Consider the following 26,553-nt stretch of genomic DNA (forward strand, 5'->3'; position numbering starts at 1 on the left):
CCAGTATGAAGATTTTAAGCCTAGAATTTGAAAACCTGAACTCTTTGAAAGGGCGTTGGAAGCTCGATTTTACCCAATCACCGTTTGCGGAAAATGGCCTGTTCGCGATTACTGGCCCAACAGGGGCAGGTAAAACCACCATTCTTGATGCGATTTGTTTGGCATTGTTCCACCGCACACCGCGTTTAAAGAGCATCGCTAAAGGCAACAACGAATTAATGACGCGTGGCACGGGTGAGTGTTTTGCTGAGCTGGAGTTTGAAGTGCAGGGCAAAACGTATCGATCTAATTTCCACCAAAAGCGTGCTCGCGGAAAACACGATGGCGCATTACAAACGCCAACGTGTGAATTTGCGGATGCGGACACCGATAAAGTCTTAGAAACCATGCTGACCAAGAAGACCAAGTTGGTGGAGCAGGTAACAGGTCTCGATTTCTCACGCTTCACTAAATCGATCATGTTGTCTCAGGGTGAGTTTGCGGCGTTCTTAAATGCTAATGCTAACGACCGTGCCGAGCTACTTGAAGAGCTGACGGGTACAGAAGTCTATAGCCTGATTTCAGAGCGTATCTACGATCATTTCAAGTCGAGTGAAGAGTCACTTAATCACCTTAAAGCGAAAGCAGAAGGTGTGAGCTTACTGTCTGAAGAGCAAATCAAAGAGCTAACCGCAGAACGAGAAACGCTAGAAGCCGAGCAGAAGCGTTTAGCCGAGCAATTAAAAGAGTGGCAAGCGCATCTTAGCTGGTGGAAAGACGTGACTAAAGCTGAGCAAACTATTGCGGCCAGTGAACACGATCTTAAAACCGCTCAAGATGAACTAGACCGTAATCAACCTTCATTAGAGCGCTTAGCAAACAGTGAGCCGGCTGAAAAGCTGCGCCCAATGCACAAAGATTTAAAGCGTTGCGAACAAGAGGTGAGCACTACTCAAGCTCACTTAGATAACAGCACCAAGTTACTTATTGTTCGTGATGAAGAAAAGCAAGATGCGCAAGCGAAACTGACTCAAAGCGGTGTGACTGTCGAACAGGTTAAAAGCGAGCAACAAGATCAAGAGAAGATCATTGATCTAGTGCGTCCGCTAGATAACCAAATTGCCGTGCTTAAAGATAAACAAACTGTGGCCGTTAATGCAGCGAATACGCTGAACGAGCAACATACTCAGCAGCGCAATCAACAGGCTGTTATAGTCCAAAAAACAGAGGTACTGAAGCAACAGGACCAACTCAGCACTGAGTACCTAAATACACATCAAGCTGACCAATATTTAGAAAAATACTTAGGTCAGTGGCAAGCCAAAGTTGAACAAGTTCGTATCCTAGAGCGTCAGCATTCAGAACTACTAAACTCAGCGAAGCAAGCTTTGTCCGCAGTGGATGCTCAGCAAGCGACTATCAAAACTGCTCAAGAAGTAAAAGTAACGCAAGACAAAGCATTAGCAGAATCGGTTGTGACAGAAAATAATACCAAGCAGCAATGGGAAGCCTTACAAGGCAACACTAGCGAACAAGTGTTGAATGCGCAAAAAGACCTGCTGGAGTTCTGGAATCGCAATACGCACTCGTTATTGGAAATTAATCGTGGCTTCCTAAATGCTCAACAACAGTTGCACGCGAAAACACAGGCACATCAAACTAACAATCAGTTGGTCGACAAACTTTCGAAAGAACGTGAAGTGCTGGTGGATCGATATAAAGAGAAAGAGACGTCTCTTGAGCGATTAACGCGTTTGATTGATCAAGAAGGCGAATTAGCGAAATACCGTGCAGCTTTAGAATCTGGATCTGAGTGCCCACTGTGTGGTTCAACAGACCATTCGATCGAGCAGTCGCAAGATATTGCAAATCTGGTCTCGCAAAAAGATCGGGAAAACCTAGAGTTGGCAGCCATTAAGAAAGAAGGCCAAGAGCATCGTCAGCAATTAGATTCTCTTGCCCCTATGATTGCAGCGCTTAACGATGACATCCTGCGTGCACAAGCGGATATCCAACAAGCCCAACTGAATTGGCAAGGCATTGTTGGTAAGCTTCAACAGGGCTTATCAGATTTCTCTGGCACGGCTCCAGAGCTAGCTCTGCTAACGATTAACGATTTAGGCAATGAAGCTACGGTCGCGACCTTTGCTCAGCAGTGTGAACTTCAACTAAGTCAGATCTCGCAGCAATTGAAAGCATTGGGTGATGCCAAAGCGCACTATGCGGAAGCTGAGAAACAACGCTTGTCTGTAAGTGTTATGGTTGACAAGGCGCAATCTAACCTTGAGTTGGCCGAGCAACGCTTAGCTGATCTGAATAAGCAAAACCACATTACAAACGAACAAGTAGCTAAGACAGCTCAAGCGAAAGATCAGCAATGGCATTCGTTGAAAGAGAGCATTGTTCAAACCGCTATCGAAGCACCTGAACTTGAACATATTGATGATTGGTTTACTGCGAAATCACAAGCATCAAGCACATGGCAGCAAACCAAACAGCAACAGGCCGATATTGAGAAGCAACTGATTACTCAAAATGCCGAATTGAAAACCTTAGATGACAAGCTAAGTAGCGCAGAGAAAGAGCTCGCGACACTGACGCAAGAGAGTGAGTCTTTAATGTCAGAGCTCACTCGTGTAACGGCTGAAAGAACAAAGTTATTTGGTGACAAAGACATTCAAACCACCAGTAATGCGATGAAGCAAAAAGTCACTGAAGCGGTTAGTGTATTTGATGCCGCTCAGTTGGTGCTTAACCGTTGCGAACTTGAACATCGAACCGAGCAAACTAAACACACCAGCTTCTCTGAAGAGCTGACCAGCAAGCAGTCAAATTACACACAAGTGTCGAATGCTTGGTTAGAAGCGCTGAAAACTAGCCCATTTGAAGGAGAGGCTGATTTTGAAGCAGCATTATTAGACGAAGAGGTTAGAACTCAACTTCAAAGCCTGAAGAAGTCTATAGATGAAGCGATTGTCAGTGCACAAGCTAGGTTGAACACTGTCAAGGCGACGGAGGTGGAGCTACAAAACCACGAAAATGCTAAAACATGGCAAGAGCAAGACCAACAACAAGTTGAACTTGCGACGACTGAATGCCAAAACGCACAACAAAGTCATGCAACAAAGATCGGCGCGATTTCTGCCAATCTTGAAACTGATAGCCAGAACCGCAGCAATCAGCAAGATCTGTTCAAGCAAATCGATGAGCAACAAGTCGAGTTTGATGATATCTCACGTCTTAACTCGCTTATTGGTTCTAAGAACGGCGACAAATTCCGTAAGTTTGCCCAAGGTCTAACGCTGGAAAATTTGGTGTACCTTGCGAATAAGCAGTTGCAGCGTTTGCATGGTCGTTACGAACTTAAACGTAAAGCCGACGATGGGTTAGAACTGCAAGTGCTGGACACATGGCAGGGCGATGTGATGCGTGACACGAAGACGTTATCAGGTGGCGAAAGCTTCTTGGTGAGTTTAGCGTTGGCATTAGCGCTTTCTGATCTTGTCAGCTACAAAACCAGTATTGATTCATTGTTCTTGGATGAAGGTTTCGGCACCCTTGATAGTGACACATTGGACATTGCCCTAAACGCTCTCGATAACCTGAATGCGTCTGGAAAGATGATTGGTGTTATTAGCCACGTTGAAGCACTGAAGGAGCGAGTGCCCGTTCAGCTTAAAGTGACAAAACACTCTGGCTTAGGTGTGAGTGAGATGGAGAAGCAGTACAAGGTTGTCGCTTGATTGGATTAAGCGGGTTTAGTTGAATTTGAGCAGAGTCGGTTCAGATAAAGCCGAATCCGTTTAGATAAAGCAGATCCCCGACTCAGTCGTTCCTCCTTCTCGAGGATGACGGAGTCGGGCTGTTATCAATCACTCCGTCGCCACTCCTTAAAGTCAGGAGCGTTCAAAAAGTAGCCGTCACTCCCTAAAGTGAGAAACGAGCGTAATAGGGAATCCCCAGTAAACGCAGGAAGTGGACTCATCCAAAAGGAAACGACCATGCATAAGAAGCCTCATTTACCGACCAAGACATGTCCCGTTTGCCAAAAGCCTTTTGCATGGCGTAAAAAGTGGCAGCGTTGTTGGGACGGTGTTATTTACTGTTCAGAACGTTGTCGTCGCAACAAGTCTTAGTCTTCATACACTCGAATACATCAAACTATTCTCTATCAGCCAAGTCCGGTAAACCGATATTTCCTTCCTTTGTTATCATTTTGATGTTCCTTTAATCGTTTGGTCATTCATTTCTTAAGTTAATATTTCTATCTGTAAGATAAGTGATGTATAAAGGCGGCATGAAGATACCTAAAAGAATACAGCCTTTAGTTGACGATGGTTTGGTCGACGAGGTGACAAGCCAACTCATGAGTGGCAAAGAAGCATCGGTGTACATTGTGCGCTGCGGCGATACGATCCGTTGTGCCAAGGTATATAAGGAAATTAGCCAACGTAGTTTCAAAAAAGCGACTGCGTATCGTGAAGGCCGAAAAGTACGAAACAGCCGCCGTGCTAGAGCGATGGAAAAAGGTTCTGGTTTTGGCCGTGAGCAACAAGAAAAGGTTTGGCAAAGCGCTGAAGTGGATGCCTTGTATAAACTGGCAGAAGCGGGCGTTCGTGTACCTGTGCCTTATGGTTGCTTTGATGGCGTGCTGCTTATGGAGTTGGTCACTGATGACGAAGGCTATGTTGCCCCACGTTTGAACGATGTCGTTATGTCAGCAAAGCAAGCGATCGAAGACCATGCCGTGATGATGACTTATGTGGTTAAAATGCTGTGTGTTGGTTTGATCCATGGTGACTTGTCTGAGTTCAACGTATTGGTGGATGAATACGGCCCGGTAATTATCGATTTACCGCAAGCGGTTGATGCTTCGGCTAACAATAATGCCGAGTGGATGTTGGCTCGTGACATCAATAATATCCGTGATTATTACGCTCAGTTTGCTCCTGAATTGGCGAAAACCGAGTATGCTAAGGAAATGTGGGCGCTTTACGAGAAAGGCGACCTAAAGCCAGACAGCAAGCTAACAGGCGAGTTTACGGAAACGGACGATTTGGCCGATATTGAAGCCATTATGCAAGAGATAGACGCTGCGCGAGTTGAAGAACAACACCGACGCGAGCGAGCTAAAGAAGAGAAAGAAGGCGTCGACGACAGCAAGTTCAATTGGGCTGAGTAATCGTGATGATCGGCTTAGAGCTTTAGTTAAATAGCAGTCATAACGCCTGAAAAAATTTATGCGTTCTTTCTAAAAAATAACCCAATAGAGCAACACTCTGTTGGGTTTTCTTTTTTAGCACTTATCAAAGACGACGAGTGGTATTGGTTTCTACCAACTTAACTGTTCACCATCGTAAGCGTAGAAGTGCCCGCTTTTGTCTGGTGTGGCAGTGCGAATGATATCGACCAATTGATGGGCGACATAGCTCGACTCAAACAGCTTACCTTCAGGGACATTAGTCTGGAAAGGCTTCGACAGAGCTGTATCTGTTGTGCCTGGGTGTAGCGCCAACACCGTGCCTTTCTTAATGGTGCGTTGCCATTCAATCGACATGGTTTTGATAAACATATTGAGCGCCGCTTTCGACGAACGATAGCTATACCAGCCGCCTAATCGGTTATCTGAAATGCTCCCGACCTTTGCGGAAACCACGGCAAACTTTGGATTGTCGCTCGTTTTAAGAACAGGTGTGAAGTACTTTGCCAATAATAAGCTGGGCAGAGTATTCACTGAGATGTTTTTCAGGAAAAACTCAGGGTCAATGGACGCCAGGTTCTTTTCCGGACCAAGGTCTGGAGTGTGAAGCATACCCACGCAGTTTATCAACCAATCAAGTTGTTCAAACTCAGAACTCAAACGCTTGATATCAGCTTCGTTGGTGGCGTCAACTTTGTGCCAGTTCAAGCGACTGTTTTCAAGTTCCGGCTGTTGAGAGTGGAAAGTCGCGTCTACATGCACCTCAAGAAAATCAAACCGAGACAGCTCAGATAATAGGTGTTTAACCACAGCAAAGCCGATACCGCCGCTTCCGCCAACCACCAATATGTGTAGTCTGAGTTGCTCAACCATTATAAATTCTCCAAGTTTGTTATTCGTTGTTCTGCCGTATCGAGTATTGCTTGTTGCTCTTGCTCGTCCATATTGTCCCAAGAGCGATATAGCATGCCCATGCGTGGGTTTCGGTTTAACTCATCGCGATGTTGGTTCATAAAGCGCCAATACAAACTATTGAAAGGGCAGGATTGCTCTCCACTGCGCTCTTTTATTTGGTAATGACAGCCTTTGCAGTAGTCACTCATGCGATTGATATAAGAACCGCTGGCAGAGTATGGTTTGGTTCCGACGATCCCGCCATCCGCAAACAGTGCCATACCTCGCGTATTTGGCATTTCAACCCATTCTATCGCATCGACGTATATGCCGAGGTACCAACTGTCGGCTTGGTCAGGGTCTATGCCTGTGATTAAGCAGAAGTTGCCAGTGATCATTAACCTTTGGATGTGGTGCGCGTAAGCAAATTCAAGGGATTGATCAATCGCATGCTTCATGCAGTTCATCTTGGTCTGTCCGTCCCAAAAGTAGTGGGGCAGGTTGTTGTTTGCTGAGTAATGGTTTTTGTTGGCGTAAGCTGGCATATTCGCCCAATAGACGGCGCGTATGTACTCTCGCCACCCCAATATTTGACGGATGAATCCTTCGACCTGTGCGATATCGATAGTGGTAGCGCCTTGCTTTGAAGAGGCGTGATAAGCTGAGAGTGCCGCATCAATGACTTCTCTAGGGTTAAGCATCTTGCTATTCAATGAGAACGAAATACGACTGTGATACAAGCTCCACCTAGAGTGGTGTTCTGTAGTCATCGCATCTTGAAAGTGCCCAAATAACGGTAAGCAGACTTGGCAGAAATGAGCGAGCAGAGACAAACTTTGTGCGCGGTTAACTGGCCATAATAATTGGTTGCCGACTTGACCAATGGTTTGTACGTGGTGGCGTTCTATTCGCTGCAAAATGCCGGTTATGTCATTGGTAAACATCAGAGGTGGAGGCAGTTTTTCAATATCTTGCTTCTTGAGTTTCTTTCGATTGTTCGCGTCGTAATTCCATTTGCCACCAACGGGCTTTCCGTCTTCTAGCAAAATGTCGAAACGCTTTCTCATTCGGCGATAGAAGTGTTCCATCATGATGTGCTTATCTTTCGGAAACTGTTGTCCGATCTCTTCGAATGGAAAGAGGAAGTGTTCAGTATCACAACAGCCTTTGGCTGCATTGGTGAGTTTGAGCTTGTTCATCTGCTCTAAGAGGCGATATTCATCTGGCCTTTGATATTCAAACTTCTCTGCGCCGAATTCGTGTACATAGTGCTTAAGAAGTGTATCTAGGTTTTCAAATTGGGCTGTGTCATCTAAGGTCAAGTGAAGTACTTGATGGCCTTGTTGTCTCAGCTCGTCAGCGAAGTAACCCATCGCACAGAAAAATGCGGCCACTTTTTGAATATGAGATGCGACGTAATCCGTTTCTTGTTTTAGCTCAGCAATCATGTAAACAACGCCATCATCAACCTGTCGAAACCATGAATGCTCAATGTTGAGTTGGTCTCCTAATACAAGTCTTACCGTTTTAAATTTCATAATGCGTCCTGGTTTGTGAGGCTTGTTGAGACTGCGTTACTGCCTGTCCATTGATTAATGAAGGCATGGTCTGGGTCGTACATTTCAGTTTGCTTGGCTAAATCAAAATGGCGGGATTTAGGCTGTGTATGGTTGTTATTTTGATTGTTGTGGGCTGGTTTATTGAGAGCCCCTGCGATATAAGCCCAATTTCCCCAGTTAGATGCCACGTCATAGTCGACAAGTTGGCTTTCGAAATAGGCTGCGCCGTGTCGCCAGTCGACGCCCAACTCGTAAATCAAACAGCTTGCGGCTAACTGTCTTCCTCGGTTGGACATGAAGCCAGTAGTATTAAGCTGGCGCATACATGCATCGACAATCGGGTAGTTGGTATTACCGCTCTTCCATTTGGCAAAATTAAGGCTTGCCGATGGATTGCTGTTCTCTGCTATAACGGGGCTTATGGATGAGCCAGAAAATAGAGATGACTTCAATGACATGCTCTTCCAATAAAAATACTCTCGCCACAAGAGCTCGAAATAGATCCAGTAGGTTGAATCGTTAGAACCATGATGCGACTCAAATCGCGAGAGGTGTCTGCAGATTGTTTTTGGTGAAATGCAACCTAAAGCGAGCCACGGTGAAAACTTGGTTGAGTTCTCGATGCCGTCCAATGCATTTCTTGTCTGTTTATAGCGGCTCGCGTAATCGTGTGAGAAGTAGTGTTCGAGATGTATTAATCCCGATGTTTCACCGCCTTTGAAGCTTTGCTCGCTCGCCAAATCACCCATCTTAAAAAGTGAGGCTTTTGAGTGACAGTGTGACGTTATCGTTAGGTCTGGTGCTGGTGGTAACGTCGTTATGGTCAAACTTTGTGTATCGACAGACAAGTGCTCGATGAGTTTTCTGAACTTGGTAAACGAGTGGGGTAACTTGTCTAACGTAAAAGGGAAGTCATCGAGCTCAAACAGAGTCGAGTTATGAGTTTGAATCGCAGTTAAGTTCGGGCAGTCAGCCAACGTTGATTGCACTAGCTGTTGCTCGTCGTAGCCACAATGAACATTTGCAAACAAGTGAGTGACGTTTAGAACAGAGATAATCTCGTTGAGCGATTCTCTGACGTTATCGCTTTTGTCTCGGCCTTGTGTTAGGACGATGAGTGACTGTTCTAGGTCGCTCAGGTTAGCTTTAAGATTACTTAACGACTGTGAAATGAAAGCCGTGCGGCGAGCGCCATATTGTTCTTCTTGAGCGAATTGTGAAGAATAGTGAGACAGAACTGGTTCGACAGCGACACAAACAAGCTCATCGACGATCTGGCTTGCTTGATTAAGCAGTGTGTTGTCGTTAATTCTTAAGTCGTTGGTAAAAAGATAGAGACCAATCTTTTTCATTGCCTACACTCATGTTTTGTTAATTATTAGACGCTTACGAGTTGATAGGCTGACAAGATCACAAATGAACACTCTGAGAGGGTAATAGCAGGTTTCGGCCAGGATAAGGGAGTTGAAGAGGGTATCAAGCCAACCAATAATACCGATAGAGGTTGGCAATGCAGGCTATTTTTGAGTTCCGAACTGCAGCTTCTATTCCATAGGAATAACGAGAATATCGATAGGGGACGTATCGATGATCTGTTTAGAATGGGATATGAGCTTATGCCAGAAATCATGGTGATGACCACATAGCAATAGGTCGATGCCGTTTGCTTCGATGACATTTTTGAGCTTATCGTTCAAATCGCCGGTTCCCACGAAAATGTGCTTGATTGGGTGCTTGGCGTAGGCCTCAAACTCTTTCAAATGCTTAACGGCATCTTCATTGATCGGTAAATCACCATCATTTGCTTGAATGTCAACGAGTTCTGGGTAAATTTCTCCATGTGTACCATCGATATAAACAAACGAAATGCCAGCCTCGAGCTTGTCTGCGAAGAAAGTCGCTCTATCAATGAGAATCTTGGTGTCGTCAGACAGTTCAAGTGCGACCAGAATATGTCGGTAATCCATAATTAAAGCCTCTTGTTGTGAGTTATGTAACAAGCATAGTTTTTGTTAGAGCAAATGATATCGAAGAGATCTCATATTGCGTAAAATTATCATTCAATGTTCTTCTAAGCACTATCGTATTTATATCGCTTTGATTGATAAGAAATTTACAAAAGGTTGATATAGTGGTTGAAGCGTTAGCTTATGCTCTTAGATAGGCTTGATAGTTCAATGCGCCAATAACGAAGAGGCATCAATGACAGCACTACTAACCATTCCCACTCGAACATTAGGTTTCGACTACGATATTGAGATCCGAGATTGGTCTCAAAAACTCGTCGGCTTTCATGTGTTCGAAGATGGTAGACGACCACTTGATGGGGGCATTGGGCTTAGCCTAAACCTCGTTGAGCAGTTTGATGTGAATGGTCGCTGGTTAGAATCCTTGCCTGCTCGTTATCGTGAAATCACCGACGACTTTCCAGAGTATCAATACCAAATGTTGTGGTTAGCTGCGAACACATACGAAGCTGCACAGCTACTTGAACTAAGGCCTGTTATTCTGGCGTTGATCTGCATGAAATACAGCGTCGATAATCAGAAAGCATTGGCACTAAGTCGCTTAGGGCAAAAGAAGATCCTTGCTAAGTTGGGCTTAGACAGCAGTAAAGCGACACTCAAATTCATCGACAAGCTAGAATTGCATTACAATGTTGGTGATGAGCTTGACCACATTGTTCGTATTCTCGAACCGCTGCAAAGACGAGTTCTTAAGTTTAAGCATTACTCAAAAGTTGGATACACAGCCCTACGTTTGGACCAAGTTCATCCATTTCTAACCGGCAGTCGACTAGGGATTGCAATGGTGGAAGAGGGCAGACTTAATGCACCGTCTAAGATGGCAATGTTCCAAGATGCGATATTGCTAGGGCAAGACTTAGAGATGGATGATCCTCTGCGCGCTATTACTAGTCAGAACTCTTTTGCGATGTTTGAACAGCTTCATGACCGCTGGACGGAGCAACGTCAATTGCGTCGTTTGGATGGTAATCGCCCAATGGATAAAGACATCCCTTATCCCGTTCCTTTGTTAGGTAATGGCAACATTCATCCTCTCACGGATTATTACGACCTTGAACATGAAGGTATAGAGCAGAAGCACTGTATTGGTGTGTATCACAATCGAATCATGAGCGATCGTTATGTGGTGTTCCGCATGCTCAAACCTCAACGTTTAACCATAGGTTTACGCCGCGTTCCGAGCAAAGCATTTCCGTTTGAAATCGACCAAATCTGCGGAAAACGAAATGCACCGCCGTCGGAATCCGCTCGCCAAGTTATTCACGACTGGTTAGAAGCGAGTAAGCAACAGTATCCTAAGCAATAGCCATGAAGTAGAAGGAATACAGGATGTTTCAACAAGGCGATCTTTGCCCGCATTGTGGTTTGATTATTGTGATGCCTACGGATCTACAAGGTGAGTGCTTAGGATGCGGCGAAGAGATTAATCAAGACCCTGCAGACGACTATGACGAAGAAGAGTAGCTTTATCGACTCTGATATAAACCAAGGCTAGGATGGCCAAATCACCCTTTTCAAAGGACGGAAAAAATGCAGAAAGTAATCTTTAGAAATTGCGATGAAAGCTCTCCTTATTGGAGTGAATTAGAAGACTTATTTCAAAGCGAATGGTCGGGTTTCAAGTTTAAAGACACCTATGAAGAAAACGTAAATCTCCCTCCGGTAATCACAGTACTTCGCGATAATGTGGTCATTGGTGGTTTGGCGTATTCCTATTTTCAGGAACCTCATCAAGTTCGGGATGTGGTTTGGATCAACGCCGTGTTTGTCGCCCCTCAATGGCGCGGCCAAGGTATTGCCAGTGAATTGATTAATCGTGGTGTCAGACAAGTATCTTCTACAGTGCAAACTCAACTCTACGCGTACACCAATGTCATGGGACTCTATCAAGGGCTAGGTTGGTCAGTTGTCGACATCGAAGCAGAGCCAAACCATAAAGTGATGAGTATTGAGCTTAATCGATAGGCTCACAATAAAAACCTACTTGTGTGTTATCTGCTTTCATGTAATGAAGCGCCCGCTCTATCTACACCTCATAACTCTGTTAAATTTTCGTTTGAAATTATGCATATATCGCCTTTAAATCAAACAACTCGCTGTTGATTAAAACGATCAAGACGATTTATTGCAGCAGTTGTTGAGCACAAAGCCTATATTGACTAGAATGACGCACTTTTTTTATTTACGTACATACAGGTAATGAACATGAGCGATACTAATTCAAGACCAGCTTTACCAGATCATCTTGCAGGTAACCCACGCAGCCCACACCACGTTGCTGAGTGTTTCGAATACCCAATCGGCATTCGTCTAAATGGTAAAGAGCGTACTGATGTTGAAGAATACTGCATCAGCGAAGGTTGGGTTAAGATCCCTTCTCCAAAAGCGCTAGATCGTTTTGGTCAGCCAATGCTTATTACTCTAAAAGGCACAGTAGAAGCTTTTTACATCGACGCATAATCACTTCGTGTGGTGAGCTAATACTTCGTGTAATTAGCTAATGTTGGTCTCATTAGTCAATACAAAACCACCAAGCGTTATTACCTAAAAGGGTCTAGAGAAATCTAGACCCTTTTTGTTTGCATTGATTTTGACGAACTTCTTTAATCGATAGCCCAAACCACCTTCATAACTCCACAGATTCAACCAAAATTGTTGTTATTCACTATGCATTTGCAGTAATAACAAAGTTGTTGTTGGTTGATTTATGTTCGCTCGCTCTTTTTGGATTTATTTACCCTCGAAAGTTCTGATGTTTAATTGAACAGATACCAACAAAAATATGAAGCGCAGTCTAATTAAATGAAACTAATATGCTGTATTTAAAGTTATTTTTTGTTAATAACTACCTCTATCACAGAAATTAATCCTGAAGCACATACAATCCCTCCTGTTTTCGAATGAGCGTAAATTTTTTTCGTTCGAGCATTTTTAATTCTTCCTTCGCCCAATAATTATGAGGTTCCTATGTTTGGAATATTCAAACCTATGGCGCATATCGATCGCTTGTCATCAGATAAGATCGATAGCACCTACACACGACTACGATGGCAGCTGTTTCTCGGCATCTTCGTTGGCTATGCGGGGTACTACTTAGTCCGTAAAAACTTCAGTTTGGCAATGCCTTACTTGATTGAACAGGGTTTCAGCCGTGGTGAGCTAGGGGTGGCATTAGCAGCCGTATCTATTGCTTACGGTTTATCTAAATTCTTAATGGGTAGCGTTTCTGACCGTTCAAACCCTCGTTATTTCCTCAGCGGCGGCTTGTTAATGTCGGCACTGGTGATGTTCTGCTTCGGCTTTATGCCATGGGCTACAGGCAGCATTACTGCGATGTTTATCCTGCTATTCTTAAATGGTTGGTTCCAAGGTATGGGTTGGCCAGCTTGTGGGCGAACCATGGTTCACTGGTGGTCACGTAAAGAACGTGGTGAGATCGTGTCGGTATGGAACGTTGCTCACAACGTGGGTGGCGGTTTGATTGGTCCAATGTTCTTGTTGGGGCTGTGGGCTTTTAACGACGATTGGCGAACCGCTTTTTATGTTCCTGCATTTTTTGCCACTCTCGTTGCTATCTTTGTTTGGTTTACCGTAAGAGATACGCCTCAATCTTGTGGGTTACCACCGATTGAAGAACACAAAGACGATTACCCAGACGACTACGATACGTCTCATGAGAAAGAAATGACGGCGAAAGAGATCTTCTTTAAGTACGTTTTCTCTAACAAGCTGTTGTGGTCAATCGCGATTGCTAACGCGTTTGTTTACCTTATCCGTTATGGCGTACTCGATTGGGCTCCGGTTTATTTAAAAGAAGCAAAAGACTTCTCAGTAGATAAATCATCATGGGCTTACTTCCTGTATGAGTGGGCTGGTATTCCTGGCACGTTATTATGTGGTTGGATTTCAGATAAGTTATTCAAAGGCCGACGCGCACCTGCAGGAATCTTGTTCATGGTTCTAGTGACACTCGCTGTGTTGGTATATTGGTTAAATCCAGCGGGTAACCCAACGATTGATATGTTGGCATTGGTTGCGATTGGTTTCCTTATCTATGGCCCTGTAATGCTGATCGGCTTGTATGCACTGGAACTTGCACCTAAGAAAGCAGCAGGTACAGCTGCTGGTTTAACTGGTTTGTTTGGTTACTTAGGTGGCGCGGTTGCTGCGAACGCAATACTCGGCTTTATGGTTGACCATTACGGTTGGGATGGCGGCTTCATTATTTTGGTCGGCGCTTGTGTGGCTTCAATCATCTGTCTGCTTTACGCCTTCTTAGGTGAGCGTGCGCACCATAAACAAAAAGATCTCGAACGAGAGAAAGAAGCGCTAGCTCAGTAGTGTATTTACTGAATCACATCTATAAATAACAACAGAGGCAGGTATATCCTGCTTCTGTTTTATCAAGGAAAACAATAATGAAAACAACGTCACTGTCTCTGACCTTATTAGCACTAAGCTTATCTGCAAATGTATTCGCCGATCCTTTAGTGATTGCGCATCGCGGTGCTTCTGGTTATTTGCCTGAACACACATTGCCCGCTAAAGCGCTCGCTTATGCGATGAAACCTGACTACATCGAACAAGATGTCGTGATGACCAAAGACGACCAATTGGTGGTTTTGCATGATCACTATCTAGACCGAGTCACCGATGTCGCGGATCGCTTTCCAACACGCGCTCGTGCAGATGGCCGTTACTACGCGATAGATTTTACGCTTGCTGAGATCAAATTATTAAAGGTGACTGAAGGTTTTAACCTTGATGAGCAAGGTAGCAGAGTGGCAGGGTATCCAACGCGCTTCCCAATGTGGCAGTCTGATTTCCGTGTCGCTACCTTTGCTGAAGAAATCGAGCTGATCCAAGGCTTGAATAAGACCCTTGGTTATAACGTGGGTATCTACCCAGAAATCAAAGCACCTTGGTTCCATCGCCACGAAGGCAAAGACATCTCTAAAGCTGTGCTTGCGACCTTGCATCAATATGGTTACCTATCGAAAGACGACAAAGTGTATTTGCAGTGTTTCGACGCCAATGAACTTCAACGCATTAACGATGAGCTCATGCCAGCGATGGAAATGGATCTCAAGCTCGTTCAGTTGATGGCCTATACAGATTGGAATGAAACCATGACGTACCAAGGTGACAAAGCAACGCCGTACAGTTACGACTGGATGTTTGAAGCTGATGGCATGGAAAAAGTGGCGACTTACGCGGAAGGAATAGGCCCTTGGAAGCCAATGTTGGTAGACGATGCATCGACCAAAGATAACATCATTATTAAACCGTTGATGAAATCAGCAAAAGACGCGGGCTTAGATGTTCACCCGTACACGTTCCGTGCCGACCCGGGAAGAATCCCAGCTTATGCTGATAACTTTGATGGCATGTTGGAGGTCTTCTACAACCAAGTCAAAGTCGATGGCGTGTTTACTGACTTCCCAGACAAAGCGGTCGACTTCTTGAACCGTTAATATCCTGTCAGTTACGAGCTATTAGTAACGAGATATTCAGAGCCAAAAGCACACACTAAAGCTGTTTTTGGCTCTTCTTTCACTTTTTGGATCTTTTTGTATTGGCCTCGAAATCCTTCCGATATTCTTCTTTCTCAGCCCACATTTTGATATTCACTCGGTTTACAGCAATAACCTGACTTGATAGGTTACTGCCAATGCAGCCAGATGCTTAATCTATAAGTGTTTATCGGTTCAACCTAATATTGAATTTGGAAAGCTCATGGAAGAAAGAAGCAAAACTTATCTTGATAGCTACCTCAACACATTGCCAGCAGACGTTGCTTCGCAATACACCTCTTTCAGTGCCGACTATTACTGTGCTGATGAATACAACGCCAATCTCTGCGCACAGTTAATCCTCAAGGGTGAAAAACAGGCGTCTTGCAGCCTTGAATATTGGTACAGCCATGAAGGAGAAGTGATGCCTGTCGTAGGGCATTTACAAGTCGTCACCGATTGGTATGGCAAACCGGTTTGCATTGTAGAGATCACTTCAGTCTCACAGTGCAAATACAACGAAGTTACTGCTGAGTTTGCTGCCGCCGAAGGCGAGGGTGATAAAACACTTGAATGGTGGCGAGAAGCGCACTGGAACTTCTTCTCTCGTGAATGTGAAGAGCTCAAGATCTCACCAAGTGAAGACATGTTACTCGTATTAGAACGCTTCAAAGTGGTTTATCAATAGTGAAGTCCCAGTGAGTGCCATGTTGAATCTCAAGGCGTGGCACTTTAGCTATCTTTGACTAAATCAAGATAGCTAGACTCCGAACCGCTACTGTCCTTGGCAAACGTCACTGCGACTCCAAATTTGGGCTATGTTGAACAAAATAGCTACGAACTCTACTTTGATATCGCCTTCGACAACATTCTGTCCTATCAAAAGGATGGCATATAGCGATAGAATCTGCCCAAAGCAATAAAAAGGCAGAGAAGTATGAGCTTAACAATCAGAGAAGTCGCGGTAGAAGATGCACAAGGCATTATTGATGTATTGAATCCAATCATTAACGAAGCGCGTTATACTATCTTGGATCAGACTTTTACTGTTGATGAAGAAAAGGGATTCATTGAGTCGTTCCCAAAACGTGGTGTGTTTACCGTTGCAGTCAACGAAACGACCAACCAGTTACTTGGTTTCCAGAATGTCGAACCATTTGCTACTTACACTAAGGCCTTTGACCACGTTGGTATTATTGGCACTTATGTTCATGCAAATAGCCGTGGGCAAGGCGTTGCAAAACAGTTGTTTGATTACACATTTAAAGCAGCCAAAGCGAAAGGTTACGAAAAGCTATTCGCCTATGTAAGAGCAGACAACGAGCGCGCGTTAGCGGTATACCTTAAGCAAGGTTTTGAAATCGTCGGAACGGCTAAGAAACACAGTAAGATTGGGGACCAGTACTTTGACGAGATCCTTATCGAGAAGTTTTTATAGGCTCGCTTAAACACTAGAGAATTCATCGTATGCAGGAGGCAAGATGACAAAGCTAATCGAATTAACAGAAATAGTCTTATTCGACTGGGGCAATACGCTGATGGTCGATTTCCCAGACGCACAAGGGAAGATGTGCGACTGGGAAACCGTACAAGAAGTGAGTGGTGCTCGTGCATTACTGGCTGAGCTATCGAAAACTCACCAAGTCTATGTTGCCACCAATGCTGGTGATTCCAGTAAAGGCGACATCATTCGAGCCTTTGAGCGTGTTGGCCTGTCTCAATATATCTTAGGTTACTTTTGTAAGGCGAGCATTGGCTTTTCTAAGTTCGAGTCGGGGTTCTATCCTGCCATTATTTCTAAGCTCGGTGTTGCACCACAAGACATCACCATGGTAGGCGACACTCTAGAGAAAGACATTTACCCAGCACTTGAAGCGGGTTTGAAAGCGGTGTGGTTGAACACGGAAGGTGCTGAGCTTAAGTCAGAGCATCCACGTTTCGCGCAAGTTAAAAGCCTAAGCGAACTGTTGGAGAAGCGCGATTAATTCTCTAATATTAAGTTCAGATAAAGCGCTTGTCTGTTTTGACGCCAATCTCTCATCTCTTTGCTGTCTAATCCTCTAAGCTAAGTCTAGTTTCCACTATGAGGGCTAGGTTATGAGTATCGAACGTCACGGAATATCGGTTGGAATTGAACGTGTTAGCGGTGAAACCATTGTTGTGTTTAAAGCGAAAGGCAAACTCACACACGATGACTATCAAGCAATGATGCCAATTCTAAATACCACGCTAGAAGAACTCGATTCATCTAAACTCAAGATGCTGGTCGACATCTCTAACTTAAAGGGTTGGGAGTTACGTGCTGCTTGGGATGATTTCAAACTGGGATTAGAGCTCAATTCGAAGATAGACAAAATCGCGATTTATGGTGATAAAAGCTGGCAAGAATTCGCTTCAAAAGTAGGGAGCTGGTTTGTGTCTGGTGAGATCAAGTCATTCGAAGACCATGACTCTGCGCTTAAGTGGTTGGTTGATTGATTCTATCTACGAACAACTAGAAAGCAATCCGTAAACAACGCCAATGACAGTTGACGAGCATTGTCTCGAACGCTGTCATTTTTCGGTTTGGCAATGATATTTCCTATTCGATTCAATAGAGTATATTCATTGCAGCGTGTAACATACCCAGGCTTTGTTTGGTCGCAACTAATGGTGTGGCTAGATTCAGTAACAACGAGAACTAAAACAGAAATAAGGTCTAACGACATGCATAAGGTAATTGATAAGCTGGCTTGGATATTCATCAAAGACGGCAAGCTGTTGATGGTGAGATCCAAAGGCAAAGAACTGTTCTACCTACCGGGTGGTAAGCGTGAAGCTGGCGAAAGTGATGAGCAAGCACTGCTTCGCGAAATCAAAGAAGAGATCTCAGTCGATTTAGTGCCTGATTCCATCAAATATGTTGAGACGTTTACAGGCCAAGCTGATGGCAAAGCGGAAGGCGTATCAGTGCAATTGACTTGCTATCTTGCTGATTATACTGGCGAACTGTCTCCAGATGCTGAAATCGAAGAACTTAAGTTTGTTGATGGCAATGACAGAGCGGTATGTTCATTGGCAGCACTGGTTGCGCTTGATTGGTTAGAAGCGAACCAGTATTTGGCTTAAGGTTTTGGCTGATATTAGCGAATGCTGAAAATTGATCTTCAAAAGATCATCGCTTACGAATAGCTTGAAGGTCGGCTGTCTTTCATCAACAGGTCGAGTTTCCTTTGAGCTTTCTTCGTGTCTTGTAAATCCACCACCTCAATCATTTCACACTCATCTCGTACCATCTCATTAATCAGGCTTGGGTAGTGTCGGCAATCTTCCGGACGGTCTAAGTAAATACTACATGTGTACTTGGCCTGAGCCTTGGTGTCTTTCGTCGGAACCCGCTCCAGAAAAGGGCAGCGAGATAAACGTTCGCCAGATTCAGGGTCGAACCATATCTCGCTTCCTCGAACATATTCAAAGATGTCTGGGTTGAACAGCTCCCACAAATCGATCTCTTCTTGAGTCGCGGCAAGGTCACCATCTCCGTATTTGATACAGCATTTTCCGCATTGATTACAATCTTTCATTATCGACTTCATAAGTTGGTGAGCTTTTATCATTTTACCACTGATAGGCGTGGCACGTTGACTTTGTTGTTCATGGTTAAGCCGTTACGGGGCGGGAGCTTGGAATTACGGCGCTTAAAGTCAATTTATCTATGTACCACCACTCCAATAAAAGCTGTAAAAAGTGATACAATTTGCGTCTCTCACGTAATTCAAGCAAAGGCATCAAAATGAGAACCGTATACACCACCGAAGGCAACATCAACGCAAAGAAACAGAAAGACGCTTACCCAAAGTTGGCGCTATGTGACAAGTGTGTTGGTGGCTATGTGGTTATCGAGCAAGGTGAACGAACTTACAAGCCTTGTGCTAAATGTGGTGCCGACGATTAATGCGCCTTGATAAATACCTATGTAAAAGCACTGACCTAACCAAGCCTGAAGCGATTGAACGCATCCATAATGGCGAAGTGAACGTAAACAGTGAAACAGTCACCGATGAATCGACTCAGGTTCATGAAAGCAACGCCATCTTGTTAAATGGCACGCCGCTTAAGTTGCGTGAATTTCGATACCTTTTGATGCACAAGCCAGCGGGTACTATTTGCTCCAATATCGATGAAGTTTATCCTTCATTGTTCAACTACATCGAGATAGACAAAGCATCAGAACTGCACATCGCAGGCCGCTTAGATGCCGACACCACAGGCTTAGTTTTGATTACCGATGATGGGCGCTGGTCATTCAACATTACGCTGCCAACCAAGTCGTGTAAGAAGGCGTATCGCGTGACATTGTCACGAGATATCAGAGACGATGTCGCTGACAAGTTCAAAGCGGGCATTCAATTGCAGGGCGAGCAAAAACTGACGCGTCCGGCAGAGCTTGAAGTGATTAACAGTAAAGAAGTGCTGTTGACCATTACAGAAGGTAAGTTTCATCAAGTAAAACGAATGTTTGCTGCGGTAGGGAATCGAGTTGTTGGCCTACACCGTGAACAGATTGGTGATGTTCGTTTAGATGTTGAAGCAGGCCAGTGGCGTTATCTAACTAAAGCCGAAGTCGACTCATTTCAACAAGGCTCTGAATAAGAGCTCTGAATAAACGCCGTAACCACTTAAAGCGTTATGGGTGTCAGCACCGGAATATCAGTACTATAAGGATGTAGGATGGAAAACCTAAAAGTCTCAGAAATTAAGTCTTTCGTACCCGCGAAAGACTTCGATTTATCCAAGCGTTTTTACCAGTCAATCGGCTTCGAGCTGATGTCTGAATTTCACGATATCGCCTATCTGCGTCACGGCGGTTGTGCGTTTCTTCTGCAAAACTTTTATGAACCTGCGCACTGTCACAATTACATGATGCACTTGCTGGTTGAAGACGTAAAAAGTTGGTATCAACACATCCAAAACTCTAATGTAGTGTCGGAATTTGAAGTTACCATTTCCGAGGTTGTTGAACAGCCATGGGGAATGCTTGAGTTTTGTATCACTGACCCAAGTGGTGTGCTGTGGCGTGTGGCTGAAAACATTAGGCCGAGTTAATTCATCCAACTTGCATTAAGGCCAGTGAAAACTTCAAATTATCCATCTGTTTCTTTATTTATGCCGACATAAGGCAATGATCAAATAGGTTCAAACATGGATATAAAGGCCAAAATGCACAGCCAAGACGTTTACTACTGTGACGACGTTGATTTGGTTGCTGAGCAAACTCAATGCTTAGAAGTGCTATACGATTTCAACCACACTCGCCCGAGCGAAGGTGATAAACGACAACAGATCATGAAGCAGTTGTTCGCCGAAGTTGGTGAGGGCTGCTACATCGAACCACCATTACATGCGAACTGGGGGCGCCACACGCACCTAGGCAACAATGTATACGTGAACTTCAATCTAACTCTGGTTGACGACACAGACGTATTCATCGGCGACAACGTGATGATTGCGCCTAACGTGACCATTGCCACTGGCACACATCCCATCAGCCCAGAACTCAGGCTAAAAGCAGCGCAGTTCAATGTTCCCGTTCGTATTGGCAACAACGTATGGCTTGGCGCGCACACCGTCGTACTTCCCGGTGTCACCATTGGTGAAAACTCTGTAATAGGTGCAGGGAGCATCGTCACCAAAGACATCCCAGCCAATGTCGTCGCAGTCGGCAACCCATGCCGTGTGATACGCGAAATCAACGAACGCGACCGAGAGTATTACCACAAAGATCGCCGCATTCCTGATGAGCTAAAGTAAGCGATTTTTCACACGCCTGAAATTAGCTGTGACATAAGCCATTGTTATGCAATGGCTTAGTTGCATATTACTTGCCTATCTTAGAAACTAGACAGAATTATTCTGGTTTAAATGCGGAATTTTTGGTTTTAATAGCTGTAATGTCTCAGTGTTTATACAGGGTTAGGTAAAGAACGAGAACTCGGATTTATAGCCTGTGTAAGTTCGCAGGTTTTCTTAACAATTTGATAGATTTACACATCGATGTTTATGGAGGTTTTATAATGGGAACTGTAATCGGTTTGGTGATTCTAGTTGCGATAGATTGGTATCTTGTTCGTAAAACAGGGCTTCATATCCATAAGTGGATTTCTAAAAAGTATGCCGCGTATCTGTCGGATAAGGGAAACAAAAAATAGCCTCTCTTATTAAGTCAACGGTATAAACAGCTTTATCCGCTATTTATTTACACACATTGCAAAGATTGGAGGATCCATGAAAGGTAAAGGAAAGTGCCTATGTGGCTCGGTTGAGTTGGAAGTAGAATACGCCAGTAATGAATTGGGGGCTTGTCATTGTAGTATGTGTAGAAATTGGTCTGGCGGTCCGATGTTAGTCATTGATTGCGCTGACTCAGTTAAAATATCAGGTGAATCAAATGTAGTGAGATATAAGTCATCAGATTGGGCGGAAAGAGGATTCTGCGGTAAATGTGGTACGCACTTGTTTTACTTTTTGGTGCCAAATAATCAATATCATCTTCCTGTCGGTTTATTGATGCCTGGGGATGACTACAAGTTAACTCATCAGATATTCATCGATGAAAAGCCCGAATACTACGAATTTAAAAATGAAACACAAAATATGACTGGTGCAGAAGTATTTGCCCACTTTGAAAGTGGAGAGTAAATATGAAGTCAGATTTTTCTAAACTAGCGACAACCGATTACGGAAACATACTAAGTAACGAACACTTTATTAATTTTAGTATTGGTCCTCTTTGGCAGGGAATGCCGCGAATTTGTGGAGAAGCGTTTACTGTCCAGTTAACGTCTGGTGATAATTTAATGCTTCATTCAGCCATATACGAAGCACCAGAAGGTTCCATCATTGTAGTGGATGGAGCTGATAGCGAATATGCAGTAGCTGGTGGCAATGTCTGCGCAGTCGCTAAGAGTCGAGGTATCAAAGGCTTTATTATTGATGGTGTCATTCGAGATTTGAGTGAAATTTCAGATATTAAGTTTCCAGTTTTTGCGAAAGGTGTTCATCCAGTACCGGGAAAGAAAGAGGTCTATTCTGAATTGGGCGCTCCAATCACTTGCGGGGGAGCAAAGGTCTCTGCGGGAGATATCATTGTTGCTGATGCAGAAGGTATTGTCGTTATTCCTAAATCCAGAAAAGACGAAGTGTTTTTAATGGCTTCACAGAAAGCAAGTAAAGAGGCGTCATTAACACTCGCTGAGTGGGAAATAAACCATAGGGCCAAAATAGCCCAAGCAATAACGTCTGCGAAACAAAAAACTGAGAGCACTGTAAGCTGATTCGTAATGCGCGGCATATTTACCTATTAATAAGCGTTAGACAATAACGAATAAATTAACCCATGGAGAAGAGAGTGATCGTTCGGATTGCGACGAAAGAAGATTCAAGTATCTTGTTAGAGTTTATTGAACAAAAAGCTGACTTTGACCGAAGTATGAAAGGGTTTAGCGGTGAGATCTCGACAACTATAGAGAAAATCGAACGCACACTATTCGGTGATTACGCATTTGCCCATGCTTTAATATTGGAACGGAATAGTGAGCCTTTTGGCTTCGCACTGTATCACTATCGATATTCATCCTTCAGTGGAGAGCCATCAATCTGGCTTGACGACCTATTGGTTACAGGAAATCAAAGATCAAAAGGGTATGGCCGTGAACTTATGTTGGCTTTAAAGTCACAAGCGAAGTCATCGTCCGCCTCTCACATCTCATGGACGGCAAGTCCGCACAATAAGAAAGCGCATGATTTCTACAAAAGGTTGGGTGCAGAGGTTGAGCGAATGGATGGTCAAAGACCTTATTTCCGTTGGGCAATGTACAATTCGTGATCACATAAAAAGAGAACTATGAAAATAACGACGCTGGTTGATAACTCTCGACTGGATAATAGGAAAGATTTAGCCGTTGAGCGCGGACTATCACTGCATATTGAAACTGAATCGCTAAAGATCTTGTTCGATATGGGAAGTGGCGATACGTTTTGTCAAAACGCACCATTACTGGGTATTGATATCAAAGATGTAGACCTCGCCGTCATATCACACAGGCACCATGACCATTGTAATGGTGCTGCCGATTTTGTTGCTCTTAGTATCAAGTTTGAAGTGCGACACTTTTTACAGATGCGCATGAATATACTCCGTTGGTGTTCTATACCCAAGCCTTTTGCGTGGGCGCGTATTTAATTTATGTGCAATTTCAATGCAGAGCTTCTGTGTCACGTGTGACATAGAAGTTCGTTTTGGTAAGTATTGTCGTATCAAGCCATTGGTGTTTTCATTAGTCCCTCGCTCCCATGAGTGGTATGGATTTGCAAAGTAAAACAGACAGTTATGATGTTTTTCTAGTTGTGCATAACCATGAAACTCAGTGCCGTTATCCGCAGTTATCGTCTTGAAAGGTAAGTCAGAGCGGGTCATGATTTTGCTCATTCTTACGTTGAGCGACTCGCTTGTTCTGTCGTCCATTTGCCCAATAAAAGTGTAGCCTGTCATTCTGTCGACTAAAGTCACGATACAGTGCTTGGTTCCGCGGCCAACGACGGTATCAATTTCCCAATGACCAGGCTCTTTTCTATGCTCAGCATTTGCTGGTCTTTCGGTAATATGACGCTTTGCAGCTAGCCGTCCACGGCTGTCTTTTGAGTTATACCTTTTCCGCCTTTTCTTAGTGGATTGGCGTAGGTGCTTCCATAGTGTTCCACCGAGAGTTTTGTCGTTCCAAACGTACTGATAAATGAGCTCGTGGCTCATTGTTGGATAGCCTTTTACCCTCAGGTATCCGACGATTTGGTCAGGACTCCAATCAAGTCGTAGCAAGGCTTCAGGTAACCTGAAGTCGATTTCGCTGTAGCGCTTATTTCTGCGCGAGCGACTCAGCCGGTTGCGAGCCATTTGTTGGGCTCTCCACGCCTGATAGGAGTACCTTTTAAAGTGTCTGTTGTATCGGGAATTGCGTTCAATTTCTCGATAGATAGTAGCTTTGTGACGACCCAGTTGTTTAGCTATTATAGCGGTACTAATTCCTTGCTTTCTGAGTGCAGAAATCATATACCTTTCGTTCTCAGTGAGGTGCGTGTATCTCATGTTTTTTACTTCTTGGCGGGAGCAAACTTCATGATTATCGCATCTCACTGTTTTTATGTTCAGAGGTGTCGCACTTCGTACTTGAATCCAAGGCTCATAACTCTAAAGCCAAAGTGTTTTTGAAACACAGTGATGAGCGTAGCTACTACTTCCGCGCTTATGGTTTTAAAAATAATGTCGGTATTAATCCGGATTTACTGAAAAATAGTAATGGTCGCTTGAAATTCGTGAATAAGACGACAGAGATTACGCGTAACGTATTTATCATTACTGATATTAGCGATAAATACGAAAAGCCAAAAGGGAATCGGTACCTTTATACAAAATCTCAGGACAAATGGAAGCAGGACTCATTCGATCATGAATTACTGTTAGTGATTAAAGAGCCGGACGGTTTAGTTATATTTACTGGTTGTGCGCATAGTGGCGTTCTCAATATGATTGATACAGCGGTTACTCTGTTCCCAGGAGAGAGAATAAAAGCGGTTGTCGGGGGCTTCCATCTAGTGGGCTTACCATTGTTCAATAGTATTGGTGGCAAAAAGCAAGACATTAGAGATCTTGGGTTGACGTTGTCTCAATACCCCATTGATAAACTGTATACAGGGCACTGCACAGGCAAGAAAGCCTTTGACTTGTTGAAAGAAGTATTAGGCGAGCGTCTGGAAGCAATGCCGACAGGTCGATGTATTCATGTGTAACGTTGGTAAAAAACTCAGCTTGATGTTAGTTAGGTCACGATGAATAAACAAAAACTAAAGAATCTCATTCAACAAGTTCCAGAGCTAATCGAGACAGCGAAAGCATGTCATGAAGTCGGCTTACCAAACTTTTATATTGCCGGCGGTGCTATCACTCAAATAATCTGGAATGATATTGAAAACAAACCGCTTCTAGAGCAAGTTAAAGACTTCGATGTTGTCTATTTCAATAATGCTTCAGCCCTCACTGAGGACGAATTCAAAAACCGCATTCGTTCGCGGTTAAGTCATTGTGTCGACGTGGACGTAAAGAACCAAGCGACCATTCATGAGCATTACGCTAAGAAGTTCGGTTGCTTCATTCAACCATACGATCGTGTTGAACAAGGTATCGAGTCTTGGCTTTCTGCATTTGCTATCGGGTTTACTTTGGATGATTCAGGCGGCATCAAGGTGTTTTCACCATACGGTGTAGAGGATGCGTTTGATATGCTGATTAAACCGAATAAGCGAGCAATGACTCAATCAAATTACAATAAAATGACCACTGGATATAAGGTTCGATGGCAGCAAGTAAACGTACTCCCTTGGGATTGAACGATAGAGTTTACGAGATGATTCTCAACATTTGGTATTTAACTCGGCTTGGCGTCAATGGTAAGTTTGAAAGCAATCTCAGCATTGTTAGTCATTTAGCTGTACGTTTGTCCCTTGGTAAGAATTAAGGAGTTTTAAGTGAGTCAGGAAGTAAGAGTAGGTGTCGCTGCGGTTATTCTCCGCGAAGGCCGAGTGTTACTTGGAGAGCGAATTGGTTCTCACGGGGCTCATACTTGGGCTACGCCGGGCGGACACCTTGAATGGGGTGAGAGCATTGAAGAGTGTGCCAAACGCGAAACGTTAGAAGAGACAGGCTTAGTTGTTAATGCATTTGAGAAGCTGACTTTTACCAATGATATTTTTGAGAAAGAGAACAAGCACTATATAACGCTGTTTGTTGTTGCTTCTGATGCTAGCGGCGAACCAGAGGTAACAGAACCTGATAAATGTAAGCAATGGAAATGGTTTAAGCTAGATGAGTTACCTGAGCCATTGTTTCTTCCTCTGACGAATCTGTTGAGCGATTCGGTCATCCTTGGGAAGCTGGCGCAGTAATACAAATTGTTAGTTCGTTGCTATGTGAATACAGGGAATAATCAAATGGAATTAAAGTGTCACTGTGGAAATGTGAGCTTAGAACTGAGCTCGCTTCCAGACGAAGTCGGGGAGTGTAATTGTTCTATCTGTCGTCGTTATGCTGCCGCTTGGGCGTATTTTTCTCCAGAGCAAGTTCTGATCAACTTGAGCGAGAAAACTGAGTTTTATTGTTGGGGTGATAAAGAAGTCGAATTTCATCGTTGTAAGTCATGTGGATGTTTGACGCACTATGTAACGACAGAGAAATGCTCCGCAGATATTTTGGCAGTAAATATGAAAATGGCTGAAAATGAAGTTATCTCGCGTATTCCTGTTCGTAAGATTAATGGTGCTTCCTACTAGTTACCCAATAACACAAGCCGACG

General features: G+C 43.9%; 31 protein-coding genes and 3 pseudogenes. 28 read left to right on the forward strand and 6 right to left on the reverse strand.

Annotated features, from left to right (window positions below; genetic code table 11):
• Positions 1-5 precede the first annotated feature (5 nt).
• From BCU34_RS05710 to BCU34_RS05720, 3 genes are all read left to right on the forward strand, one after another.
• Positions 6-3,722: an AAA family ATPase gene (locus BCU34_RS05710; protein WP_102479310.1), complete on the forward strand. Its 3,717-nt coding sequence runs from the start codon at positions 6-8 to the stop codon at positions 3,720-3,722.
• 258 nt (positions 3,723-3,980) lie between these two features.
• On the forward strand, positions 3,981-4,115 hold the full coding sequence (locus BCU34_RS05715; RefSeq protein WP_080967357.1) for a DUF2256 domain-containing protein: 135 nt from the start codon (positions 3,981-3,983) through the stop codon (positions 4,113-4,115).
• A 161-nt stretch (positions 4,116-4,276) separates the two neighbouring features.
• A complete protein-coding gene (locus BCU34_RS05720) occupies positions 4,277-5,161 on the forward strand; it encodes a PA4780 family RIO1-like protein kinase (RefSeq protein WP_102479319.1) in 885 nt (294 codons plus the stop codon).
• 150 nt (positions 5,162-5,311) lie between these two features.
• Here BCU34_RS05720 and BCU34_RS05725 read toward each other — a convergent pair whose 3' ends face one another.
• From BCU34_RS05725 to BCU34_RS05740, 4 genes are all read right to left on the reverse strand, one after another.
• Positions 5,312-6,052 carry an SDR family oxidoreductase gene (locus tag BCU34_RS05725; protein ID WP_102479311.1) on the reverse strand — a complete coding sequence of 247 codons (741 nt, stop codon included), beginning with the start codon at positions 6,050-6,052 and terminating at the stop codon, positions 5,312-5,314.
• Positions 6,052-7,611 carry a cryptochrome/photolyase family protein gene (locus BCU34_RS05730; RefSeq protein ID WP_102479312.1) on the reverse strand — a complete coding sequence of 520 codons (1,560 nt, stop codon included), beginning with the start codon at positions 7,609-7,611 and terminating at the stop codon, positions 6,052-6,054. The genes BCU34_RS05725 and BCU34_RS05730 overlap by 1 nt, the downstream gene beginning before the upstream one ends.
• Entirely contained in the window at positions 7,608-8,984 is a 1,377-nt protein-coding gene (locus BCU34_RS05735; RefSeq protein WP_102479314.1) for a DASH family cryptochrome, read from the reverse strand. The genes BCU34_RS05730 and BCU34_RS05735 overlap by 4 nt, the downstream gene beginning before the upstream one ends.
• Before the next feature lie 192 nt (positions 8,985-9,176).
• Positions 9,177-9,599 (reverse strand): universal stress protein, encoded by a 423-nt coding sequence (locus BCU34_RS05740; protein ID WP_048658633.1) that lies wholly within the window; start codon positions 9,597-9,599, stop codon positions 9,177-9,179.
• Positions 9,600-9,834: 235 nt separating this feature from the next.
• Here BCU34_RS05740 and BCU34_RS05745 point away from each other — a divergent pair, with 235 nt between their 5' ends.
• From BCU34_RS05745 to BCU34_RS05800, 12 genes and pseudogenes are all read left to right on the forward strand, one after another.
• Positions 9,835-10,965, forward strand: a complete 1,131-nt coding sequence (locus tag BCU34_RS05745) for a PcfJ domain-containing protein (RefSeq protein WP_102479315.1) — start codon at positions 9,835-9,837, stop codon at positions 10,963-10,965.
• A gap of 23 nt (positions 10,966-10,988) precedes the next feature.
• Positions 10,989-11,123, forward strand: a complete 135-nt coding sequence (locus BCU34_RS05750) for a hypothetical protein (RefSeq protein WP_017059202.1) — start codon at positions 10,989-10,991, stop codon at positions 11,121-11,123.
• Positions 11,124-11,189: 66 nt separating this feature from the next.
• A complete protein-coding gene (locus BCU34_RS05755; RefSeq protein WP_102479316.1) occupies positions 11,190-11,624 on the forward strand; it encodes a GNAT family N-acetyltransferase in 435 nt (144 codons plus the stop codon).
• A 240-nt stretch (positions 11,625-11,864) separates the two neighbouring features.
• A complete protein-coding gene (locus BCU34_RS05760) occupies positions 11,865-12,119 on the forward strand; it encodes a DUF3297 family protein (RefSeq protein ID WP_017059204.1) in 255 nt (84 codons plus the stop codon).
• Positions 12,120-12,626: 507 nt separating this feature from the next.
• The gene (gene glpT, locus BCU34_RS05765; RefSeq protein WP_102479660.1) at positions 12,627-14,000 is read left to right on the forward strand and encodes a glycerol-3-phosphate transporter; all 1,374 of its coding nucleotides are present in this window, start codon (positions 12,627-12,629) and stop codon (positions 13,998-14,000) included.
• 77 nt (positions 14,001-14,077) lie between these two features.
• Entirely contained in the window at positions 14,078-15,133 is a 1,056-nt protein-coding gene (gene glpQ / locus BCU34_RS05770) for a glycerophosphodiester phosphodiesterase (protein ID WP_102479661.1), read from the forward strand.
• A 262-nt stretch (positions 15,134-15,395) separates the two neighbouring features.
• Entirely contained in the window at positions 15,396-15,860 is a 465-nt protein-coding gene (locus BCU34_RS05775; RefSeq protein ID WP_102479662.1) for an ASCH domain-containing protein, read from the forward strand.
• A gap of 75 nt (positions 15,861-15,935) precedes the next feature.
• Positions 15,936-16,070, forward strand: a pseudogene (locus BCU34_RS05780) (D-2-hydroxyacid dehydrogenase family protein); the annotation flags it as partial.
• A gap of 39 nt (positions 16,071-16,109) precedes the next feature.
• Positions 16,110-16,610: a GNAT family N-acetyltransferase gene (locus BCU34_RS05785; protein WP_102479663.1), complete on the forward strand. Its 501-nt coding sequence runs from the start codon at positions 16,110-16,112 to the stop codon at positions 16,608-16,610.
• Positions 16,611-16,653: 43 nt separating this feature from the next.
• A complete protein-coding gene (locus BCU34_RS05790; RefSeq protein ID WP_108145200.1) occupies positions 16,654-17,157 on the forward strand; it encodes an HAD family hydrolase in 504 nt (167 codons plus the stop codon).
• A 112-nt stretch (positions 17,158-17,269) separates the two neighbouring features.
• Positions 17,270-17,650: an STAS/SEC14 domain-containing protein gene (locus BCU34_RS05795; RefSeq protein WP_102478922.1), complete on the forward strand. Its 381-nt coding sequence runs from the start codon at positions 17,270-17,272 to the stop codon at positions 17,648-17,650.
• Between the two features lie 228 nt (positions 17,651-17,878).
• The gene (locus tag BCU34_RS05800; RefSeq protein WP_102478930.1) at positions 17,879-18,280 is read left to right on the forward strand and encodes an NUDIX hydrolase; all 402 of its coding nucleotides are present in this window, start codon (positions 17,879-17,881) and stop codon (positions 18,278-18,280) included.
• A 53-nt stretch (positions 18,281-18,333) separates the two neighbouring features.
• Here BCU34_RS05800 and BCU34_RS05805 read toward each other — a convergent pair whose 3' ends face one another.
• On the reverse strand, positions 18,334-18,735 hold the full coding sequence (locus tag BCU34_RS05805) for a YkgJ family cysteine cluster protein (protein ID WP_102478923.1): 402 nt from the start codon (positions 18,733-18,735) through the stop codon (positions 18,334-18,336).
• Positions 18,736-18,944: 209 nt separating this feature from the next.
• Between BCU34_RS05805 and BCU34_RS05810 the strand changes: the two genes are divergently transcribed.
• From BCU34_RS05810 to BCU34_RS05850, 9 genes and pseudogenes are all read left to right on the forward strand, one after another.
• The gene (locus BCU34_RS05810; protein ID WP_048664948.1) at positions 18,945-19,106 is read left to right on the forward strand and encodes a hypothetical protein; all 162 of its coding nucleotides are present in this window, start codon (positions 18,945-18,947) and stop codon (positions 19,104-19,106) included.
• Complete coding sequence (locus BCU34_RS05815; RefSeq protein WP_102478924.1) at positions 19,106-19,804, forward strand: pseudouridine synthase; 699 nt, start codon at positions 19,106-19,108, stop codon at positions 19,802-19,804. The genes BCU34_RS05810 and BCU34_RS05815 overlap by 1 nt, the downstream gene beginning before the upstream one ends.
• 78 nt (positions 19,805-19,882) lie before the next feature.
• On the forward strand, positions 19,883-20,257 hold the full coding sequence (locus tag BCU34_RS05820; RefSeq protein ID WP_050634406.1) for a VOC family protein: 375 nt from the start codon (positions 19,883-19,885) through the stop codon (positions 20,255-20,257).
• Positions 20,258-20,353: 96 nt separating this feature from the next.
• Entirely contained in the window at positions 20,354-20,962 is a 609-nt protein-coding gene (locus BCU34_RS05825) for a sugar O-acetyltransferase (protein ID WP_086969973.1), read from the forward strand.
• Positions 20,963-21,225: 263 nt separating this feature from the next.
• Complete coding sequence (locus tag BCU34_RS05830; protein WP_102478925.1) at positions 21,226-21,360, forward strand: hypothetical protein; 135 nt, start codon at positions 21,226-21,228, stop codon at positions 21,358-21,360.
• 76 nt (positions 21,361-21,436) lie between these two features.
• Complete coding sequence (locus BCU34_RS05835) at positions 21,437-21,850, forward strand: GFA family protein (protein WP_102478926.1); 414 nt, start codon at positions 21,437-21,439, stop codon at positions 21,848-21,850.
• A gap of 2 nt (positions 21,851-21,852) precedes the next feature.
• Positions 21,853-22,485: an RraA family protein gene (locus BCU34_RS05840; protein WP_102478927.1), complete on the forward strand. Its 633-nt coding sequence runs from the start codon at positions 21,853-21,855 to the stop codon at positions 22,483-22,485.
• 62 nt (positions 22,486-22,547) lie between these two features.
• Positions 22,548-23,036: a GNAT family N-acetyltransferase gene (locus BCU34_RS05845; RefSeq protein ID WP_102478928.1), complete on the forward strand. Its 489-nt coding sequence runs from the start codon at positions 22,548-22,550 to the stop codon at positions 23,034-23,036.
• Between the two features lie 18 nt (positions 23,037-23,054).
• Positions 23,055-23,315, forward strand: a pseudogene (locus BCU34_RS05850) (MBL fold metallo-hydrolase); the annotation flags it as partial.
• Between the two features lie 9 nt (positions 23,316-23,324).
• Here the strand turns inward: BCU34_RS05850 and BCU34_RS05855 are convergent.
• Positions 23,325-24,293: an IS30-like element ISVa6 family transposase gene (locus BCU34_RS05855; protein WP_102479413.1), complete on the reverse strand. Its 969-nt coding sequence runs from the start codon at positions 24,291-24,293 to the stop codon at positions 23,325-23,327.
• Between the two features lie 92 nt (positions 24,294-24,385).
• Between BCU34_RS05855 and BCU34_RS05860 the strand changes: the two are divergent.
• The 4 genes and pseudogenes from BCU34_RS05860 to BCU34_RS05875 all read left to right on the forward strand — a co-directional run.
• A pseudogene (locus tag BCU34_RS05860) lies at positions 24,386-24,994 on the forward strand (MBL fold metallo-hydrolase); the annotation flags it as partial.
• 39 nt (positions 24,995-25,033) lie between these two features.
• Entirely contained in the window at positions 25,034-25,591 is a 558-nt protein-coding gene (locus tag BCU34_RS05865) for a nucleotidyltransferase family protein (protein ID WP_102479160.1), read from the forward strand.
• 138 nt (positions 25,592-25,729) lie between these two features.
• Positions 25,730-26,146, forward strand: a complete 417-nt coding sequence (locus BCU34_RS05870) for a nucleotide triphosphate diphosphatase NUDT15 (RefSeq protein WP_102479159.1) — start codon at positions 25,730-25,732, stop codon at positions 26,144-26,146.
• Between the two features lie 45 nt (positions 26,147-26,191).
• Entirely contained in the window at positions 26,192-26,530 is a 339-nt protein-coding gene (locus BCU34_RS05875) for a GFA family protein (protein ID WP_102479158.1), read from the forward strand.
• Positions 26,531-26,553: the final 23 nt, after the last annotated feature.

Origin of the sequence: Vibrio sp. 10N.286.45.E10 (assembly GCF_002874195.2) — a bacterium.
GTDB classification, from domain to species: Bacteria; Pseudomonadota; Gammaproteobacteria; order Enterobacterales; family Vibrionaceae; genus Vibrio; species Vibrio crassostreae.

What these genes read in the sequence shown, in the direction of transcription:
- BCU34_RS05835 (WP_102478926.1), top strand. Translation starts at nt 21,437, where the DNA reads ATGAAAGGTAAAGGAAAGTGCCTATGTGGCTCGGTTGAGTTGGAAGTA.
- BCU34_RS05715 (WP_080967357.1), top strand. Translation starts at nt 3,981, where the DNA reads ATGCATAAGAAGCCTCATTTACCGACCAAGACATGTCCCGTTTGCCAA.
- BCU34_RS05775 (WP_102479662.1), top strand. Translation starts at nt 15,396, where the DNA reads ATGGAAGAAAGAAGCAAAACTTATCTTGATAGCTACCTCAACACATTG.
- BCU34_RS05875 (WP_102479158.1), top strand. Translation starts at nt 26,192, where the DNA reads ATGGAATTAAAGTGTCACTGTGGAAATGTGAGCTTAGAACTGAGCTCG.
- BCU34_RS05795 (WP_102478922.1), top strand. Translation starts at nt 17,270, where the DNA reads ATGAGTATCGAACGTCACGGAATATCGGTTGGAATTGAACGTGTTAGC.
- BCU34_RS05785 (WP_102479663.1), top strand. Translation starts at nt 16,110, where the DNA reads ATGAGCTTAACAATCAGAGAAGTCGCGGTAGAAGATGCACAAGGCATT.
- BCU34_RS05740 (WP_048658633.1), bottom strand. Translation starts at nt 9,599, where the DNA reads ATGGATTACCGACATATTCTGGTCGCACTTGAACTGTCTGACGACACC.
- BCU34_RS05720 (WP_102479319.1), top strand. Translation starts at nt 4,277, where the DNA reads ATGAAGATACCTAAAAGAATACAGCCTTTAGTTGACGATGGTTTGGTC.
- BCU34_RS05845 (WP_102478928.1), top strand. Translation starts at nt 22,548, where the DNA reads ATGGAGAAGAGAGTGATCGTTCGGATTGCGACGAAAGAAGATTCAAGT.
- BCU34_RS05730 (WP_102479312.1), bottom strand. Translation starts at nt 7,611, where the DNA reads ATGAAATTTAAAACGGTAAGACTTGTATTAGGAGACCAACTCAACATT.
- glpQ (WP_102479661.1), top strand. Translation starts at nt 14,078, where the DNA reads ATGAAAACAACGTCACTGTCTCTGACCTTATTAGCACTAAGCTTATCT.
- BCU34_RS05790 (WP_108145200.1), top strand. Translation starts at nt 16,654, where the DNA reads ATGACAAAGCTAATCGAATTAACAGAAATAGTCTTATTCGACTGGGGC.
- BCU34_RS05805 (WP_102478923.1), bottom strand. Translation starts at nt 18,735, where the DNA reads ATGAAAGATTGTAATCAATGCGGAAAATGCTGTATCAAATACGGAGAT.
- BCU34_RS05800 (WP_102478930.1), top strand. Translation starts at nt 17,879, where the DNA reads ATGCATAAGGTAATTGATAAGCTGGCTTGGATATTCATCAAAGACGGC.
- BCU34_RS05815 (WP_102478924.1), top strand. Translation starts at nt 19,106, where the DNA reads ATGCGCCTTGATAAATACCTATGTAAAAGCACTGACCTAACCAAGCCT.
- glpT (WP_102479660.1), top strand. Translation starts at nt 12,627, where the DNA reads ATGTTTGGAATATTCAAACCTATGGCGCATATCGATCGCTTGTCATCA.
- BCU34_RS05865 (WP_102479160.1), top strand. Translation starts at nt 25,034, where the DNA reads ATGAATAAACAAAAACTAAAGAATCTCATTCAACAAGTTCCAGAGCTA.
- BCU34_RS05745 (WP_102479315.1), top strand. Translation starts at nt 9,835, where the DNA reads ATGACAGCACTACTAACCATTCCCACTCGAACATTAGGTTTCGACTAC.
- BCU34_RS05840 (WP_102478927.1), top strand. Translation starts at nt 21,853, where the DNA reads ATGAAGTCAGATTTTTCTAAACTAGCGACAACCGATTACGGAAACATA.
- BCU34_RS05735 (WP_102479314.1), bottom strand. Translation starts at nt 8,984, where the DNA reads ATGAAAAAGATTGGTCTCTATCTTTTTACCAACGACTTAAGAATTAAC.
- BCU34_RS05810 (WP_048664948.1), top strand. Translation starts at nt 18,945, where the DNA reads ATGAGAACCGTATACACCACCGAAGGCAACATCAACGCAAAGAAACAG.
- BCU34_RS05825 (WP_086969973.1), top strand. Translation starts at nt 20,354, where the DNA reads ATGGATATAAAGGCCAAAATGCACAGCCAAGACGTTTACTACTGTGAC.
- BCU34_RS05830 (WP_102478925.1), top strand. Translation starts at nt 21,226, where the DNA reads ATGGGAACTGTAATCGGTTTGGTGATTCTAGTTGCGATAGATTGGTAT.
- BCU34_RS05710 (WP_102479310.1), top strand. Translation starts at nt 6, where the DNA reads ATGAAGATTTTAAGCCTAGAATTTGAAAACCTGAACTCTTTGAAAGGG.
- BCU34_RS05820 (WP_050634406.1), top strand. Translation starts at nt 19,883, where the DNA reads ATGGAAAACCTAAAAGTCTCAGAAATTAAGTCTTTCGTACCCGCGAAA.
- BCU34_RS05755 (WP_102479316.1), top strand. Translation starts at nt 11,190, where the DNA reads ATGCAGAAAGTAATCTTTAGAAATTGCGATGAAAGCTCTCCTTATTGG.
- BCU34_RS05760 (WP_017059204.1), top strand. Translation starts at nt 11,865, where the DNA reads ATGAGCGATACTAATTCAAGACCAGCTTTACCAGATCATCTTGCAGGT.
- BCU34_RS05855 (WP_102479413.1), bottom strand. Translation starts at nt 24,293, where the DNA reads ATGAGATACACGCACCTCACTGAGAACGAAAGGTATATGATTTCTGCA.
- BCU34_RS05725 (WP_102479311.1), bottom strand. Translation starts at nt 6,052, where the DNA reads ATGGTTGAGCAACTCAGACTACACATATTGGTGGTTGGCGGAAGCGGC.
- BCU34_RS05750 (WP_017059202.1), top strand. Translation starts at nt 10,989, where the DNA reads ATGTTTCAACAAGGCGATCTTTGCCCGCATTGTGGTTTGATTATTGTG.